Here is a 17,310-nt window from a genome sequence, read left to right on the forward strand (position 1 = left end):
TATATAAAGTTTAGAAATGTTATAATTTGAAAATAATCTTCAGGGCAGGGCGAAATTCCCTACCGGCGGTAACTGTCTAATCACAGAAGCCCGCGAGCGCTTTTTAGATATTAAAAAGGTCTAGCAGATTTGGTGCAACTCCAAAGCCGACAGTATAGTCTGGATGAAAGAAGATTGAAGAAATTCAAAAGTAGAACCTGATAATAGCAACGGCTTTAGTGGCTGTTTGTGTGTTATTTTGTTTTGCTATCCCTGCCCTAAATGTAACTAAAGATTTTAGATGGGCAAATGAAAAATATTGAAAACTACTATATGCAACAAGCACTCACTCTAGCAAATAGAGGTAGGTTATCAGTATCTCCAAACCCTATGGTTGGATGCATAATAGTAAAAAATGGAGCCATTATTTCAGAAGGTTGGCACGAAGCTGTAGGAGAAGCTCATGCAGAGATCTATGCACTGAAAAAAGCTGGAGACAAAGCAAAAGGTGCTACTGCATACGTAACCTTAGAGCCATGTTGCCATCACGGAAGGACTCCTCCCTGCACAGATGCATTAATTAGAGCAGGCATACAAAAAGTAGTGGTCGCTACACTTGATCCTAATCCTTTAGTTGCCGGCAAAGGCATACAAAAGCTCAAAGATGCTGGAATAGAAGTCAAAGTTGGCATCTTACAAAAACAGGCTCAAGAACAAAATAAAATATTTTTCCACTACCAAAAAACTCAAAAACCTTTTGTGTATGCAAAATGGGCAATGTCTCTTGATGGCAAAATAGCTGTAAATGGTAATGATTCAAAAAAAATCAGCTCTAACGAAGCATTTGTAGACACTCATCAGCTACGTAACATTTGTGATGCTATATTAATCGGAAAGCAAACTCTAATTGATGATAATCCTAGTCTTGATGTAAGAATACAGCTAAGCAAAAAGAAACACCCTGTTAGATTTATTATTTCTAATAATCTCTCAGAAGTAGATAAGAGTTGGAGAGTTTTAGATCAAAATCATGCAAAAACCATTTTTGTTTGTTCAAAAATTTCCGCTCAAGTTGCTAACGAACTAGACAATATTGGTATCGAGTACTGGCTACTACCAACATTCAAAGGACAAGTGTGCTTAGATAGCCTTTTAAACAAAATGGGACAAACAGGGATAACAAGCCTTTTGGTTGAGGGTGGTAAAAAGACTCTAGAAAATTTTATAAATCAAAAACTAATTAATGAATTTGCAACATATTTATCACCTGTTGTAATAGCAGGATGCAATCCTAAAGAGAAACTCATATTTCAAGATGTATCTTTTTTAGGCGAAGATTTACTAATAAATTCATATTTTAAGGAAACTAACAATGTTTAGTGGCATTGTCCAAGAACTAGGGACAGTAGAAGATATAATAGATAAAGGTAACATAAGAACCTTTTGTATAAAGTTTGATAATAGTACAAATTGCAATATTGGTGACAGCGTTGCTATTAATGGTACTTGCCTTACAGTAACTGAGATCAATAAACAAAATTCAACAGCTAATTTTGATGCAGTTCCAGAAACTTTACAAAAAACTAATCTTAATATTCTAGTAAAAAATCAGTTAGTGAATACTGAGCTTGCTATGCGCTATGGCGATCATGTCGGTGGACACATGGTACAAGGTCATATTGACGAAACTGGACAAATTATAAGCATAACAAATGTCGGTGGAGCGTGGCTAGTTGAGATTTCAGCATCTAAAGAATTACTAAAATATCTAGTCACAAAAGGATTTGTGACTATAGATGGTATGAGCATAACTGTAATCGATACTCTTGAAGACTCATTTACAGTAACTTTGATACCGCATACTATTGAGGTCACTATTGCAAAGAATTATACTAAGGGCTCTATTGTAAATCTTGAAGCTGATGCAACGGGTAAGTATATCTACAAATATATACAAGGATTTAAAGAAAATGTTTAAGCAAATAAAAGAAAATATTGAAAATGCAATACAAGCTCTCAAGCAAGGCAAGCCTGTGGTTGTACTTGATGATTACGATAGAGAAAATGAGGGAGACTTAATTCTCCCGGGTGAGAAAGCCACAGAAGCTAATATCGCTTTTATGCTTGAATATACAAGTGGTATTGTTTGCTTAGCAATGGACTCAAAAAAAGCAAAACAATTAAATCTAACACCAATGGTAGCAGCGGATCAAAACAATAGCACATTTACAACACCCTTCACAGTGACTATAGAAGCCAAAGAAGGTGTAACTACGGGAGTATCTGCTAAAGATAGAGCACATACAATACAAGTAGCCTCAAAAACCAATGCAAAAGCTGATGAATTAGCTCGACCAGGACATATTTTCCCGCTTATAGCAAACGATAAAGGTGTACTTGGTAGAAATGGTCATACTGAAGCAACTGTGGATCTTATGAAACTCAGTGGCTTCAATAGAGCTGGTGTTCTATGTGAACTAATGAACAAAGATGGCACAATGATGAAAGCACCTGAATTAGAAGCATTTGCCAAAAAATATAATCTACCTATTCTAACTATTGCTGAACTTTATCAATACCGTTTAGCAACTGAAATTTTTGTCACAAAAATGGCAAGCTCTACGATACCATTTAAAAAGATTGGTGAATTAGAAATGAGCGTATACAAAGATAATTTCAGTAATGATGAAGTTGTTGTTTTATCTAAACCTTACACTGGTAACAATCCTCTGGTTAGGATGCACTCGTCTTGCATAACAGGGGATATTTTTGGATCACTACGTTGTGATTGCCAAGACCAGCTACACAAAGGGATCGAAATGATTAGTGAGGAAGGAGGATTTTTCATATACCTTGATCAAGAAGGTAGAGGCATAGGACTAACTAATAAGCTCAAAGCATATAATCTACAGATGAATGAAAATATGGATACTATTGAGGCAAACTTAGCTCTTGGGTTACCTGCAGATGCTAGAAAATATGATTTAGCTATACAAGTTCTAAAATATAATCATGTAGATCAGTGTAGATTGATATCAAATAACCCTGAAAAGTTAGCGGCGCTTAGAAATGTCAACATACATGCCGAGCCTGTATATTGTGAAGCATTTGTAAACTCACATAACAGAAACTACTTAATAACCAAGAAAACTAAAGCAAAACATACAATTAAAGGAATATAGAGCATGAGAAAACTAGCTATTGTCGTAAGTGAATTTAACTCATTAATAACAGATAAAATGCTTGAAGGAGCCTTAGAAGAAGCTTATGCTCAAGGTCTAAAAGATAGTCAAATATATATCAAAAAAGTTCCTGGTGCAGTAGAGCTGCCTTATGCTGCTAAACTTTTAGCAGAGACTAACGAAGTTGATGCTGTTGTACTTCTTGGTTGCGTAATCAGAGGTGAAACAGACCACTATGATTATGTTTGTGATCAAGTAAGTTATGGCACACAAAAAGTTATGCATGAGTATAACCTTCCTGTAATCTTTGGTATATTAACTACACACAACAAAGAACAAGCATTAGAAAGAGTCGGCGGTAAAAAGGGGCACAAAGGTAAATACTGTGTCCAAGCAGCTCTAACTATGGCAAAAATGAAAAAAGATATATTAGAACAAGGAGTATAAAATATGTCTTTAGAGATTCTAAAATATCCTCATCCTATACTCAAAGAAATTGCACAAGAGGTCTCACTAGAAGAGATAGATGATGATTTTCGAGCAACCATAGCTGAAATGACTGAATTAATGATAGAAGCAAATGGTGTAGGATTAGCTGCAATACAAGTTGGTATCAAAAAGAGATTTTTTATAATGTATGATAACTTAGAGAGTGAGACTCCTAAGATAATTACTATCATCAATCCTAAGATAATCGACCAAAGCGGTAAGATAATTGATGAAGAAGGTTGCTTATCATTTCCTGGAGTTTCTGCTAAGGTAAATAGAGCAACTAGAGTTAAGATAAAAGCACTTAATGAGTTTGGTCAAGAGATTGAAGTTGAAAAAGATGATTTCTTAGCAAGATGTATCCAACATGAAATAGATCATCTAAACGGTGTTACTTTTTTTGATCATCTTGGTCCACTTAAGCGAAAAATGATTGAGAAAAAATATAAAAAATTGATGCAAGAAAATGCCAATGCTTAATTTTTAGTATTTTCCTATAATCAAGGCTTTACTTTTCAGCGTCACTAAGCAAGAATTATGTCTTGAAACTGTTTGTTAAATCATGGAATTTAAAATATGCGTAAAATATTCAGTAAAATATCACTATTACTATTAATTTTAGCTGTTGCCTCATGTGGAATGTTATCTAATGACCAATTCGTTTATCTAGGTCACGGCGATAATACTCCTGATTACCAGTTATATTATGATAAAACTAGAAAGCTTTTTGTACTAATAGATAAGAGAAATGGCTGTTTCCAAAAAGATGGTACAGGAACATGTCTTGCATTTGATCTAAAACAAACTAGAGATTTTAGAGAAAAAGTACTTGCTAAAATGATTGAAATTGATCTTAGATTGGCTAAAGATAACTATGGTGATCGTGCTATGGCAGAGCTTCAAAAAGCAGGGATCACAACTGTTAGTAAACCAATAAAGACTGAAAATGTATATGCAACTCCTGTTAGACAAATAGTACTAGATAGAAAACAACAATATCACTTAGTCAGAAAAGACTATAAGATAGATGCTGATCTTGTTGCAATGCTAATAACAGATAGTAATGGTAGAAAACGTATCAAAGTAGCATATACAGTCAACTTCCCTGAGCTAGAGAAGGAATATAACACTTCTCTTAGACCTTATATTATTGATCCTGAATATTTATATACACATATGACTATTGATACAGTACATGAAGCACAATTTATGCAGAGAGACGTTCTGAAGAGTCAAAAGGATGTTAAAAAAGAAGTTGGAGTTTATTTGAATGATGTAGTTGATACTACCACTAGCAAATCTAGCTATACTCGCCAAGAAATTTCAAGTGATGCTGCAACATTAGATCATGAATTAATTACAAAAGCAGATCACGATCAAGATGTTGATGATATCATCGCTAATAGTGGTAGTTCATTAGAGACAACTACAAGTGGTAGCTCTATCCCTAGCCCAACTCAAGAAAAACAAGCTGACGTCACAGACACTCAAAAAACAACTCTAGCAAGTGATAATAATTAATCTATAATCTGTAAATATTGATAGAAATCTAGATAATTATACCCCCTCCTAAACAAACATCATTGTCATAAAAGACTACAGATTGTCCTGGAGTGATTGCTCTTTGTGGTTCATCAAAAACTACATTAACTGAACCATCATTATTTACCTCTACGCTACAAGATTGATCTTTTTGCCTATATCTAACTTTAGCACTACATCTAAAACTATCTGCTGGAGCAGATCCAGCTACCCAGCTAAGGTCTATAGCCTGTAATGTATCTTTGAATAACATTGGATGATCATGACCCTGAACAGCAATCAAAACATTGTTTTCTAAATCCTTTTGGGCTGCGAACCATGGTATCTCAGGACGATTTTTCACACCACCTATACCAAGACCCTGTCTTTGTCCAATCGTATAGTACATAAGCCCATCATGCATACCAATCTTGATACCATTTTCATCATGTATTTCACCCTTTTGAGCTGGCAAAAACTTTGATAGAAAATCTTTGAACTTACGCTCACCTATGAAACATATCCCTGTACTATCTTTTTTATCGAATGTTACCAAATTATTCTCTTTGGCTATCTCACGTACTCTAGATTTTTCAATATCACCAATAGGAAACATCGTCTGTTTTAACTGCTCTTGACCAAGCGTATATAAGAAGTATGTTTGATCCTTACTATCATCAAGGCCTTTGACTAACTGTACCGAACCATCATCAGCCACCTTAGTACGAGCATAATGCCCTGTAGCGATATAATCGCCCCCTAATAGATGTACATAGCTCAAAAAGGCTTTGAACTTAATCTCTTTATTACATAAGATATCTGGATTAGGTGTTCTACCCGCTTTATATTCTGTAAGGAAATGCTCGAAGACATTATCCCAGTATTCCGCAGCAAAGTTTATTTTCTTAAAAGGTATACCAATAGAATCACAGACTGCTTGAGCATCAGCAATATCTTGCTCTGCTGAGCAAAACTCATCAGTATCATCTTCTTCCCAGTTTTTCATAAATACACCGGTTACATCATAGCCTTGCTGTTTTAAAAGCAGCGCTGAAACAGACGAATCGACACCTCCTGAGATACCTACTATTATTTTTTTATTTTGCATATTTAAATATCTATACCTTTCTGTAGTGACAGCACAGTGTGCTGTCTTAAGATAGATTAATATAAGTTAACAGATCAATGATCTGTCACTACAAATAGTAATAATTATAAATATTACTTCTTCAAAACTGACAAGAAAGCTTCTTGAGGAATTTCAACAGAACCAATATTCTTCATTCTTTTTTTACCCTCTTTTTGCTTCTCTAACAGTTTTTTCTTACGCGAAACATCACCACCATAGCATTTTGCTAAAACGTTCTTACGCAATGCTTTAACTGTACTTCTGGCAACAATAGTCCCACCTATAGCTGCTTGAATAGCAACTTCAAACATTTGTCTTGGAATTAGTTCTTTAAGGCGCTCAACTAGTTCTCTACCTTTATATTTAGCTTGATCTTTATGCACAATACTTGCTAAAGCATCAACTTTATCGCCATTGATAAGTACATCTAAACGAACCATATCTGCTGCTTCATAACGAATTAACTCATAGTCCAAAGATCCATAACCCTTTGTAACAGATTTAAGAGTATCAAAGAAGTCTGATACCACTTCAATCATCGGTAAATCATAAGTTATAGAAACCTGACTACCAACATAGTTAAGGTCAACCTGAACACCTCTTTTCTCAACACATATTGTAATTACACTACCAACATAATCTTTTGGCACAAGAATATTCGCTCTCACAATTGGCTCATGTATCTCTGCTATTGCACCTGGCTCTGGCAATTTTGATGGGTTATCAACATCTATAGTTTCACCATCCTTTTTGACAGCCTTGTAGACAACTGTTGGAGCTGAAGTGATTAAATCAAGGTTGTATTCTCTCTCTAATCTTTCTTGAATAATCTCCATATGAAGCATACCCAAGAAACCACACCTAAAGCCAAAACCTAGAGCTTGTGAAACCTCTGGCTCGAAAAATAATGAGGCGTCATTTAAACTTAGCTTATCCAAAGCTTCTCTAAAATCAGGATAATCATCAGAACTTATAGTAAACATCCCTGCATAAACTTGTGGCTGGACTTTTTTAAATCCTGGAACAGGCTTATCAGTTGGATTATGCGTATGAGTTAAAGTATCACCTACAGGAGCTCCATGAATATCCTTAATACCCGCGACAATAAAACCAACCTCACCGGCTTTTAAATGATCTAGGTCTTTCATCTTTGGTGTAAATACCCCAACTCTATCAACCTGATATGAAACTCCAGTTGACATAACCTTAAATTTCTCTCCCTTCTTAAGGGTACCATTTTTGATTCTTACAAGGGAAACCACTCCAAGATAATTATCAAACCATGAATCTATAATTAAAGCTTGTAGTTTTGCATTAACATCGCCCTCTGGTGCTGGAACTTTAGCAACAATTGTTTCTAAAACATCTTCAACACCTATGCCCGTCTTAGCGCTACATGTAGTTGCTCCAGTTGCATCGATACCAATAATTTCTTCAATCTCTTCTGCAACCCTATCAGGCTCTGCAGATGGTAAGTCAATTTTATTTAGAATTGGTATAACCTCTAAATTCTGCTCAATGGCAGTATAGCAATTAGCTACTGTCTGAGCTTCTACACCTTGAGCTGCATCTACAACTAACAAAGCACCCTCACAAGCCGCTAATGATCGCGATACTTCATAAGAGAAATCAACATGTCCAGGAGTATCAATAAAATTAAGCTGATATGTTTGACCATCTCTAGCTACATAGTCTAAAGTTACAGATTGTGCCTTGATAGTGATTCCACGCTCTCTTTCTATATCCATCGAGTCTAAGACTTGTTCTTTCATTTCACGCTCACTAAGACCATTGCATACCTGTATAAATCTATCTGACAAAGTCGACTTACCATGGTCAATATGTGCAATTATCGAAAAGTTTCTGATGTTTTTCATAATATTTAAGCTCTGTTGCTACTAAGAAGTAATTTTTTATTTAATAAATCTAGATACCTATTATGCTATAAAATGACTTTAAAATGTAGTGATTGCTATATTTAAATAACTAAATATTCTTTAATAAAATTACAAATTCAGTTGACAAAAATGTACAATATATGCAAAATACTTTAGCTATTAAATTTATATATTTGTGTTTCTCACGTATCCCCCTAGAGAAGCCTAAGGTTATAAAAAGTTAAAAAATTAAAACTGGAGAATTAAATTGGCTAACTCAAAACAAGCAAAAAAGAGAATTATTCAAGCTGAAAGAAATCGTCAACACAACGTTGCGCGTCGTTCTATGATGAGAACTTTCTTAAAGAAAGCTGCTTATGCGATCGAGAAAGGTGATGTTGAAGCTGCTAAAGAGAACTTCGCAAAAGTAGTTCCTATTTTAGATAAATACGCTTCTAAAGGTCTAATCCATAAGAACAAAGCTGCTAGACATAAGTCTCGTCTAAGTGCTAAGATCAAAGCTCTTTCTACAGCTGCTTAATTATTTCTTTTTATCAAATTTCTTCTATAAACATATTCCTTTCTTTTATGTTACTATTTTCTGTACTAACAGAAGATTGGTTATTTTATGCCTACAATTAAAATTCACTATACAGATAATATTAAAATCTCGAATAAATTAGATGACTTTTGTAGAAACCTACACTCTACACTTGTTGAAGTGATTAAAACAGACATTCATACATGTAGAACTCTTATCTACCCATGCATAACTTATGTAGTTGGCGACAGTTCTAGTAACTTTGATGGCTTTATTCAACTTGAGATTGACATTCTACCAGATAGAAGTCCTGAACTAAGGAAATTATTAGGAAATATTTTATTGACTGACTTGAAATCCTTGTGTAATGACTCTGATGTCTCTATAGATTATCGTGTAATCGTAAATGAAACCGATACCGAGTTTTATTTTGTTTTTTCATAATCTTATATTCTTATATATAAATTTGAACTAGAATACAGGCTCATCAGTAGGTGGCGCATAGTTACCAGAAATACCTACTAGCCTGTCCTGGTTATTAAAAGTTAGTATTAGTTTTGACTCACTAAAATCAGTATCCGTCATATGTTTTTTATATGTATTTATATAGATGTACTGATTTGGATTAAAAGTATCGACAATATCTGGAGAACCTAATATATAAACAACCTCTCCTTTAGTCATATTAGGTTTGATATCAAAAAGCTTTTTATTCTTGATTTCTTTACCTTGAGGCACGGGAGCTGTGTAAGGCTCAATAAAGACTCCACAAGCAGATAGACTCAGCAAAATTGAAACAATACACAAATTCTTTAATACAGCTTTTAATATCATTATATTAATCTTCTAAGCCTACAAATAATTTCTGATCTATAATATCACATAAGCAATGAATTATAAGAAAGTGATTCTCTTGAATATTTGCGACATTATCGGTAGGAATTCTTAACTCAATATCATCAGGATTATACATGGTTTGTAGCCTACCACCATTTCCACCAGTCAAAGCTACAACTTTCATATCAAGATCATGTGCTTCTTCAACAGCATTTATGATATTTTGTGAATCTCCATTTGCTGAGATAACTAATAATATATCATCTTCATTGCCTAGTGCTGCTACCTGTTTGGAGAAAATCTGGGCAAAACCATAGTGATCTCCTATTGCTGTAATAGTTGCAACATCTGCTGTTAAAGCTATCGCAGGAAGAGGGGGTCTTTCCATATCAAAATGATTCAATAACTTAGATGTAAAATGCTGAGCTATAGCAGCTGAACCACCATTGCCACACACCAAGATCTTACCACCATTTTCTAGGCAAGACACCATAGCATTTGCTGCCTGTGCAATAGCTGGAGGCAGGACATTAGCAGTTTCAATTTTTGCTTGGATGCTACTTTCAAAATAACTATTAATCTTGTCTAAAGAAGTCATGACTTTCACTAAGGTTACCTATTAAAGAAAATTTTACTATATTAGATTTTTGATAGCTAGTCTAATAGATAGTATTTCAAATTAATCTAAAACCCCAATAAATACATGCTATAAATATTAGCTATGTTCAATGGTTTCATATATAACATTAAAATAAATACAAAATAAGTTTTTCTTAGTAATGAATCTAAAATATATAGTCATCTCAACACTACTTATATCAACTACAGCTTTTTCTAACACTATAAATCTTTGTGAGCAAAATAATTGTTTTCTTATTGATCCCGCAACCTTGAAAGTAGACCTCAAACAAAACTCTTTAGAGTTTCCTATTTCTTCTGCACAAACAAAACAAGACGTTAAAATAACAGCTCAAAGTAAAAACGAGTTAGATTTTATACGTGATAATATTAATATCGAATTTAAACTAGATAACAGTGGATTAAATGTTAACTTCACAAATAATCAGAAATTAACTAGATTGAAAAATAAAACTATCATATTCCCTATTATTAGTAGATCAAAATCTTTTCTACTACCGATGTTAGAAGGATGGGATATTCCAACGAATGATGAGAAATGGATAAAATATCTAACATCTACTACTAGTGAAAAAGCCCCTCTAGTTGAAACTGCCGGCTTATCAATGCAATTTTTGACAGCTGGATTTGGCAAGTCTGCGATTTACTACCAAATTAATAATATTTTTGATAATTCTTTCTGGTTTACAGGGAAGCAAAATTTATCGTTACATTTTAAACATACTTTTAATATCCTAAATGAAGATAAATCTTTTGGATTTACAATTAAAATACTTGAGAATAATCCTGTAGTGATTGCAAATACATATCGTCAACACAAAATAGATCAAGGTGAATTTGTAACACTTTCAGAAAAAGCCAAAATAGTTCCAGAGATTACAAAGCTCTACGGTGCCCCATTTATCTATTTATGGGGAGATGAACTAATTGGAGAAACAAATATAAACTGGGAAGAATTTCAGCAGTTTGTTAAACAACAGCTCGCGAGTAAAACAGATAATCCCACAAAATATTTTAATAAAATACTAAAAGAGCATTCCAATAAAGCTCTAGAAGAATTTGCCAACCAAAAATGGATTTATACATCTTTAAAAGCAGATGTTGACAATGCACTTAAATTATTAGTAAAAGATCCTAACTTATGGAATAAAAAAGAGTTCGAGTCTATTAAACTAAATTCTACAGCTACTAGATTACTAACCGAGCCAAGAACACCATCAAACACTGTCGAGCTTAATAAAAACCTAATTCAATCCGTTTATTCTAATTATATAAATCCAGTTGATCAATGGGGTAATGGAGTATCGATATGGATGATAAATCAACTCAAAGATATTGGTCTAAAAAATGCTTGGTTAGGCCTAAATGATGTAGCTGATGGTATTTATCATACCAATGTTATTGAACAAGCCAAACAGGATGGATATCTTATTGCTCCTTATGATTCATATAATTCATTGATAGAAAAAAATCCAGATAGTATGCCAACGGCTTTTTTTGATACAAAAGAAAATCTATTTAAGGATGCTGCTATAATTAAACAAAATGGTGAATATTTACAAGGATTCTTGAGTGGTCAACATGAGTTAAATTCTTCATATGCAATGCCACAAGTCAAACGACGTTTAAATAAAGATATAAACATATATAATGCAAAATTTAACTCATGGTTCTTTGATAGCGATGGTGCCGGCGCTCTATATAATGACTTCTCTAGCAAACATCCAATGTCTCAAGCCCAAGATGCCCAAAATAAAATAGCTTATTTTAAGTGGGCGGCTGAACATTATAATTTAGTAGTTGGTACTGAAGATGGTAAAGATTATATTGCTCCTGTAGCTGCTTTTGGTCAAGGTCTAGTTTCTCAAGGGATTTGGGATAAAGATATGCGCCAAAATAAAAAATCTAAATACTATATGGGAAGCTACTGGTCTGCATCAAGTATTCCTCCTAGATACGGTAAACCAACACTTCTAAAGCCTCTTCTGAGTTATATATATTATAACCCTATTTTTGAAGTCCCTCTTTATCAGATGGTTTATAACAATAGCATCATCACTTCTGATCACTGGGAATACGCAACATTTAAATTCCCGTCTCAGATAAAAGACAATATCTTAAAGACCTTCTTATATAACTACTCACCATTGCTACATTTGGATAGAAAAGCTTGGATACAACAGAAAGATCTTTTGAGTAAATATCTACCAGTCTGGTCAAAGTGGCATAAAATTTTAGTACAACAGAAAATGACTAACTTTAAATACTTAAGTAATGATAGATTGCTCCAATCTACAGAGTTCTCAAATGGTATTATAGTAATTGCTAATTTTGCTAATGTTACTAAGAATTATAATAAAATAAGCATACCAGCCAAGAGTGTTGTTATTTTAGAAAAAGATAAAATAGTTCAAAGCTTTACTGCCACTAGCTTTGAATAAATAAATACTAATCTTAGTCCCCTAAGAAGAAATTTAACCAAATATTTGCAAAGATTATTATTTTTAGAATTTATTACAAATTATTAACACAAAACAAATAATTGGTAGTATTGTACACATCAACAAAAAGTTCCAAATGTATTCAAACGGTATATAACCCATTATAGAAACTGCTACAACAGCTGTTAGCATATTTATAAAGTTCATCGCTGCAGATGCGTTTGACTTACATTCAATTGCAGTTGAAGCAAGATATGATGCTGTAGGATATATAAAATTGCATACAAAATACATCAAAGTTATTAATACAAAAAATATTAACGGCGTCATTTGATTAGCAATTTTTAACCATGCCATAACTACAACCGACACCACAAAACAGATTAATGCAACAATAAGTATCTTACGAGTATCATGTTTGTTTATTATTTTAGCAACTAATAATGACCCTAGTACTATACCTATGATAGTCATCGAAGTCCACAAGCTATACTGAGCACTATTTAGATTAAACATATTATGCGCTATAAAGGGTCCAGCTGCAGAATAACAATAACTAAAAACAGTCATAACACCTAGCGTCAATGCAAATACTACTAATTTAAAACTACTAAAAGCATTTTTATAACCATCAATAATTGCTGATACATTTAAATTAAAATCAAAATCTTTTTTATTTTCATACAAGAAGGTGGTTACAAACATTATTACAGCATGCAATAGCAACAAATAGAAACAATAATACCAATGAGTATAAGCATTAATAAAACCTCCTATTAATGTAGCTAGCGTTATTGATATTGCGAATGATAAAGTTGCAAAAGATAAAGCTAATTTAGCTTTATCAGCAACAACTGAGTTATTTAATATAATAAAAGTACATACCAATCCCGCAGATGCTCCTATAGCTGTTACAAATCTCCCTACAAGCAACATTGCCATTGAAGAAGCCAATAGACAAATTAGTACACCAACAATATTTATTATCATCCCCACTTTTAGGGTTACAACATCACCATACTTCTTTGCAATCGGAGCATATATTATCTGACCTACAACATATCCTATAAGAAAAACACTTACCAACCATTCGACTGCACCAGTCGACAAACCAAAGTCTTTCGCAATATTAGGTAACGCTGGGTTTATAATCACAGCAGAAGCACTTGCGATACTTATATAACTAAGCAGAAGTACGACTTTATAGTTTTTCATAACTAATCCTTTTTTATTAAAAATTTGACTATGGCTATAGTAAATCAAAAAATATATTTTACAATATTGCCATTAGTAAACTTATGTTTAGCAAAATTTGACAATCAAGAATAAGAAAAATATACCTATAAATCTTTTTGAAATTTTTTATAAATTAGTAACTTATGGAAGTTTCACAAATACCGCAAATGCTCTTGGTATAACAAAAGCTGCTATAAGTCATAGTATTAAACAGTTAGAAAAAGAGCTCAAAGTTGATTTACTGATTAGAACAACACGTAGACTTTCATTGACACATGAAGGTAAGCTTTTATTTGAGTATTGTAAAACACTACAAAATGAAATTGAAAATATTCGTGATTTAGCAGAATCTTTTCATAGCGAGCCATCCGGCACCCTAAAGATAAATACTTCCTCATTTTTTGCCAAGAGTGTTCTAATAGGTCTTATCAAAGAATACTCCAAGAGATTTAGTAAGGTGAAAATTGAAGTAAATATTGAAGAGAGAATGCCTAATTTTAAAACTCAAGAAACGGATATAATTCTTGGAGTTAATTGGACTCCTCCTGAGGATATTATTGCTCGTAAAATAGCTACAACAAGATATATATTATGTGCAAGCCCAGTATATTTGCAACATAATAGTATCCCCTCCAACCTATCTGATCTAGCAAACCATAAGTATATTCTTCATAAGTCTAGAACTACAGCTCTTGTAAATATCAAAAAAAACAATTTAAATCCTCAAACACTACCTTTTGAACTATCCGCAAATAATATTGAATTTATAAAGGAATGTGTCTTAAATGATCTAGGAATCGCTCAGTTTCATGAATATATTGTAAAAGATGAAATACAAAATGGTAAACTTGTAGAACTACTCAAAGATGAATTTTTAGATCAACAAGATATCTATATTTACTATCCTAAAAACAAGTTTGTTCAACCCAAAGTTAAAGAGTTTGTAAAACTTGTTATGAATAGTCAAATTTTCACTTGATATAAGAAAATGTGTATTTATATCTTTTATTATATCAATTATCCTTATAATACTTTTCTAATGAGATAACAACAATGAAATCACAAGCAACATTAAAGCTAATAGTGCGTGAAAAAATAATTATAGAGTCTTTTTTATTAACTATATTATTAGGACTAGTCGGTCTCATAAGCTATCTTCTTCTACCTAAAGTTTTTGTTAATAGTCTAGTAGGTATTACAGCCTTATGTGCAGCTTCAATCCATGGAGTATATAGAAAAAGTTATCTATATATTGTTATCGCTATTATATCTATAAGTGCAGCTATGATTATTGGAACTGTTGTATCACAATTACCTATAGTTGTACCTTTTTGTACACTCATAATGGGCGGCTTGACTTTTTATCTACCAACAAAGTTTAGAATAATGCCAGAGATACTTACGAAGTTTTGTTTTATTGGATATGTTTCAAGTGCTTTCGGATATAGCCATGTAAGTATAGGTATAACTCTAATTTGTGTAATAGTAGTAATTGTATTACTTGTATTCTATTATGCTTTGATAAATATACTGCTATATAGAGATCAGCCATACTCTAACCGCGAGAGGATTCAAGATAAGTATCATCATGTGATGATTATTGCTCTTGCGTCACTTGCTATAGGATACTTGGTAACGAAATTTATGACCATATACCTACCAAATACTAATCCATGGTGGATTATGATGACTATAGTTTTAGTTCTTGGCTACTCTTATGAAAAAGTAAAGATAACTGCACTTAAAAGAGGTTTTGCTAATATACTAGGCCCTCTCATAATCGCGATAGTAATGATTCCATTAAAAAATCATTACTATTTACAAATAGCTCTACTTCTGGTTCTTTTTTTCTTAGTTAACTGTTCTATATCATATTATCTACTATTGGCTCTTTTTATTTCATGCATGATTATTAGTTGGGATATAATCACCTTATCGTCAGCAACCCCATACACAATAGCACTAGACAGAGCCTTTGAAACATTTGTAGCTGTATTTATAGTTTTAATAATTAATGAGATATATAAAAGACTACTTTCTAAATATATAAAGAAAATAATAAACTAGGCTTCTCTAATACCAAAAAGGCTACTTCCTATCCTAACATCTGTACTGCCATACTGTATAGCTAATTTATAATCAGCGCTCATTCCCATTGACAGTCTCGATAATTTTAACTCATAAGCTAAACTAGCATTAATAGTGTCAAAAAATACCTTCATTTTTGCAAAGCTCTTTTCTGGAGAGTCTGATTTTGCAGGTATACACATTAGTCCAACCACCTTTAGATTACTGAATTTTTTCGCTTTAACTATAGCTTCAATAACATCATCTAACTGAATTGATTTAAAACCAGATTTACTGACATCATCATCTATATTTATTTGTAAGAAAACATCTATATGCTTATTTTCATTAATAGCAGCTTTACTTATTTTCTCAAGATGTTCTATTTTCTCTACACTTTGAATTGAATCAGCATACTTAACAATATGCTTTATCTTACGTGATTGCAGTGAACCAATAAAGTGCCATTTTAGATTTGGTAATTGCTGAGCTTTCTGCTCTAATTCTTGAAAATAATTCTCACCAAAATCTAATTGCCCAAGACTTGCTAAATATTCTATTTTGTCGATAGACTGATACTTACTGACAGCTAATAGCCTAGCCTTTGAGTCTATATTTTTGATGATACTACTATATGAGCTTTGAATAAATTCTTTATCAATCATTATTTTTTTCTCATTACAATAAGGTTTCTCTCAGCATTCAAGAAAGGAACTTTTATGCTATGCTTTTCAATATCCAGCGGCAAAGATACTAAGTTCTGCTCCTCAAGATCTGGACCTTTCATGGCTAGCATTTGATTATCTTTAGTTAAGAAATGCTTACATAATTCATAAAATGTATCAACTGAGCTAAATGCACGCGAGATAATATTATCAAAGCTACCATCTAAGTTTTCAATGCGTATATTTAATGGATTAATGTTATCCAAGCCCAAGCTTTTTTTGACATTTTTGAGAAACATTATTTTTTTGCCAACACTATCAACCAGAGTAAACTGATGTTGCGGATATAGTATCGCCAAAACAACTCCTGGCAAACCTCCTCCAGTACCAACATCGACAGTTGAGCTACCTTTGATATACTTAGCTACAGCGAGACTATCAAATAAGTGCTTAACTAACATATCGTCAATCTCCTTAATAGCAGTCATATTATAAACCTTATTCCATTTCTCAAGAAGTTTTAGATACTCTAGCCATTGTTCAATCTGCTCCTCTGTCGCTTGAATATCAAGCTCAACTAAAGCTTGCCTAATTTTATCCTTCATACTATCCATTTTGTAGAAATAACAATGTTATCGGCTATAATAAATATATTATAAGCTTTAAATGGTAGAGTTGGGATTTAAAATTCCAGTTTTTTATACAAT

General features: G+C 32.9%; 18 protein-coding genes and 1 riboswitch. Of the genes, 11 read left to right on the plus strand and 7 right to left on the minus strand.

What is annotated here, in order from left to right; translation table 11 throughout:
* Positions 1–31: 31 nt before the first annotated feature.
* Positions 32–179: riboswitch (FMN riboswitch) on the plus strand.
* Between the two features lie 109 nt (positions 180–288).
* From ribD to FTPG_RS02025, 6 genes are all read left to right on the plus strand, one after another.
* Positions 289–1,359, plus strand: coding sequence for a bifunctional diaminohydroxyphosphoribosylaminopyrimidine deaminase/5-amino-6-(5-phosphoribosylamino)uracil reductase RibD (gene ribD / locus FTPG_RS02000; RefSeq protein WP_004286742.1), 1,071 nt, complete (start codon positions 289–291; stop codon positions 1,357–1,359).
* Positions 1,352–1,957: a riboflavin synthase gene (locus FTPG_RS02005; RefSeq protein ID WP_004286743.1), complete on the plus strand. Its 606-nt coding sequence runs from the start codon at positions 1,352–1,354 to the stop codon at positions 1,955–1,957. The genes ribD and FTPG_RS02005 overlap by 8 nt, the downstream gene beginning before the upstream one ends.
* The gene (gene ribB / locus FTPG_RS02010) at positions 1,950–3,161 is read left to right on the plus strand and encodes a 3,4-dihydroxy-2-butanone-4-phosphate synthase (protein WP_004286744.1); all 1,212 of its coding nucleotides are present in this window, start codon (positions 1,950–1,952) and stop codon (positions 3,159–3,161) included. Before FTPG_RS02005 ends, ribB begins: the two co-directional genes overlap by 8 nt.
* Positions 3,162–3,164: 3 nt before the next feature.
* Positions 3,165–3,608 (plus strand): 6,7-dimethyl-8-ribityllumazine synthase, encoded by a 444-nt coding sequence (gene ribH, locus FTPG_RS02015; RefSeq protein WP_004286745.1) that lies wholly within the window; start codon positions 3,165–3,167, stop codon positions 3,606–3,608.
* Positions 3,609–3,611: 3 nt separating this feature from the next.
* Entirely contained in the window at positions 3,612–4,130 is a 519-nt protein-coding gene (gene def, locus FTPG_RS02020; RefSeq protein ID WP_004286746.1) for a peptide deformylase, read from the plus strand.
* A gap of 96 nt (positions 4,131–4,226) precedes the next feature.
* Entirely contained in the window at positions 4,227–5,171 is a 945-nt protein-coding gene (locus FTPG_RS02025; RefSeq protein ID WP_004286747.1) for an FTN_0109 family protein, read from the plus strand.
* 28 nt (positions 5,172–5,199) lie between these two features.
* On the opposite strand, the gene mnmA is transcribed toward FTPG_RS02025, so the two are convergent.
* Together mnmA and lepA are read right to left on the minus strand one after the other, a co-directional pair.
* Positions 5,200–6,279 (minus strand): tRNA 2-thiouridine(34) synthase MnmA, encoded by a 1,080-nt coding sequence (gene mnmA / locus FTPG_RS02030; RefSeq protein WP_004286748.1) that lies wholly within the window; start codon positions 6,277–6,279, stop codon positions 5,200–5,202.
* A gap of 113 nt (positions 6,280–6,392) precedes the next feature.
* Complete coding sequence (gene lepA / locus FTPG_RS02035) at positions 6,393–8,177, minus strand: translation elongation factor 4 (RefSeq protein WP_004286749.1); 1,785 nt, start codon at positions 8,175–8,177, stop codon at positions 6,393–6,395.
* Between the two features lie 268 nt (positions 8,178–8,445).
* On the opposite strand from lepA, the gene rpsT reads away from it, so the two are divergent.
* Both rpsT and FTPG_RS02045 read left to right on the plus strand, forming a co-directional pair.
* Entirely contained in the window at positions 8,446–8,718 is a 273-nt protein-coding gene (gene rpsT / locus FTPG_RS02040; protein ID WP_004286750.1) for a 30S ribosomal protein S20, read from the plus strand.
* 87 nt (positions 8,719–8,805) lie between these two features.
* A complete protein-coding gene (locus FTPG_RS02045) occupies positions 8,806–9,162 on the plus strand; it encodes a tautomerase family protein (RefSeq protein WP_004286751.1) in 357 nt (118 codons plus the stop codon).
* Positions 9,163–9,189: 27 nt separating this feature from the next.
* Here the strand turns inward: FTPG_RS02045 and FTPG_RS02050 are convergent, their stop codons facing one another.
* Complete coding sequence (locus tag FTPG_RS02050) at positions 9,190–9,552, minus strand: outer membrane protein assembly factor BamE (RefSeq protein ID WP_004286752.1); 363 nt, start codon at positions 9,550–9,552, stop codon at positions 9,190–9,192.
* 4 nt (positions 9,553–9,556) lie between these two features.
* Positions 9,557–10,153 carry a D-sedoheptulose-7-phosphate isomerase gene (locus FTPG_RS02055; RefSeq protein WP_004286753.1) on the minus strand — a complete coding sequence of 199 codons (597 nt, stop codon included), beginning with the start codon at positions 10,151–10,153 and terminating at the stop codon, positions 9,557–9,559.
* Between the two features lie 181 nt (positions 10,154–10,334).
* Here FTPG_RS02055 and FTPG_RS02060 point away from each other — a divergent pair, with 181 nt between their 5' ends.
* Positions 10,335–12,635 carry a glycoside hydrolase gene (locus FTPG_RS02060; RefSeq protein WP_004286754.1) on the plus strand — a complete coding sequence of 767 codons (2,301 nt, stop codon included), beginning with the start codon at positions 10,335–10,337 and terminating at the stop codon, positions 12,633–12,635.
* A 63-nt stretch (positions 12,636–12,698) separates the two neighbouring features.
* On the opposite strand, the gene FTPG_RS02065 is transcribed toward FTPG_RS02060, so the two are convergent.
* Positions 12,699–13,850 carry a multidrug effflux MFS transporter gene (locus FTPG_RS02065; RefSeq protein ID WP_004286755.1) on the minus strand — a complete coding sequence of 384 codons (1,152 nt, stop codon included), beginning with the start codon at positions 13,848–13,850 and terminating at the stop codon, positions 12,699–12,701.
* Between the two features lie 103 nt (positions 13,851–13,953).
* Between FTPG_RS02065 and FTPG_RS02070 the strand changes: the two genes are divergently transcribed.
* Together FTPG_RS02070 and FTPG_RS02075 are read left to right on the plus strand one after the other, a co-directional pair.
* The gene (locus tag FTPG_RS02070) at positions 13,954–14,850 is read left to right on the plus strand and encodes a LysR family transcriptional regulator (RefSeq protein ID WP_200150471.1); all 897 of its coding nucleotides are present in this window, start codon (positions 13,954–13,956) and stop codon (positions 14,848–14,850) included.
* Positions 14,851–14,924: 74 nt separating this feature from the next.
* The gene (locus tag FTPG_RS02075; RefSeq protein ID WP_004286757.1) at positions 14,925–15,938 is read left to right on the plus strand and encodes an FUSC family protein; all 1,014 of its coding nucleotides are present in this window, start codon (positions 14,925–14,927) and stop codon (positions 15,936–15,938) included.
* Here the strand turns inward: FTPG_RS02075 and FTPG_RS02080 are convergent.
* A complete protein-coding gene (locus FTPG_RS02080; protein WP_004286758.1) occupies positions 15,935–16,603 on the minus strand; it encodes a YggS family pyridoxal phosphate-dependent enzyme in 669 nt (222 codons plus the stop codon). The two genes, FTPG_RS02075 and FTPG_RS02080, sit on opposite strands and share 4 nt — an antisense overlap.
* On the minus strand, positions 16,603–17,217 hold the full coding sequence (rsmG, locus tag FTPG_RS02085) for a 16S rRNA (guanine(527)-N(7))-methyltransferase RsmG (protein WP_004286759.1): 615 nt from the start codon (positions 17,215–17,217) through the stop codon (positions 16,603–16,605). The genes FTPG_RS02080 and rsmG overlap by 1 nt, the downstream gene beginning before the upstream one ends.
* Between the last annotated feature and the right edge of the window lie 93 nt (positions 17,218–17,310).

This window comes from Francisella philomiragia subsp. philomiragia ATCC 25015 (assembly GCF_000156715.1).
GTDB classification, from domain to species: domain Bacteria; phylum Pseudomonadota; class Gammaproteobacteria; order Francisellales; family Francisellaceae; genus Francisella; species Francisella philomiragia.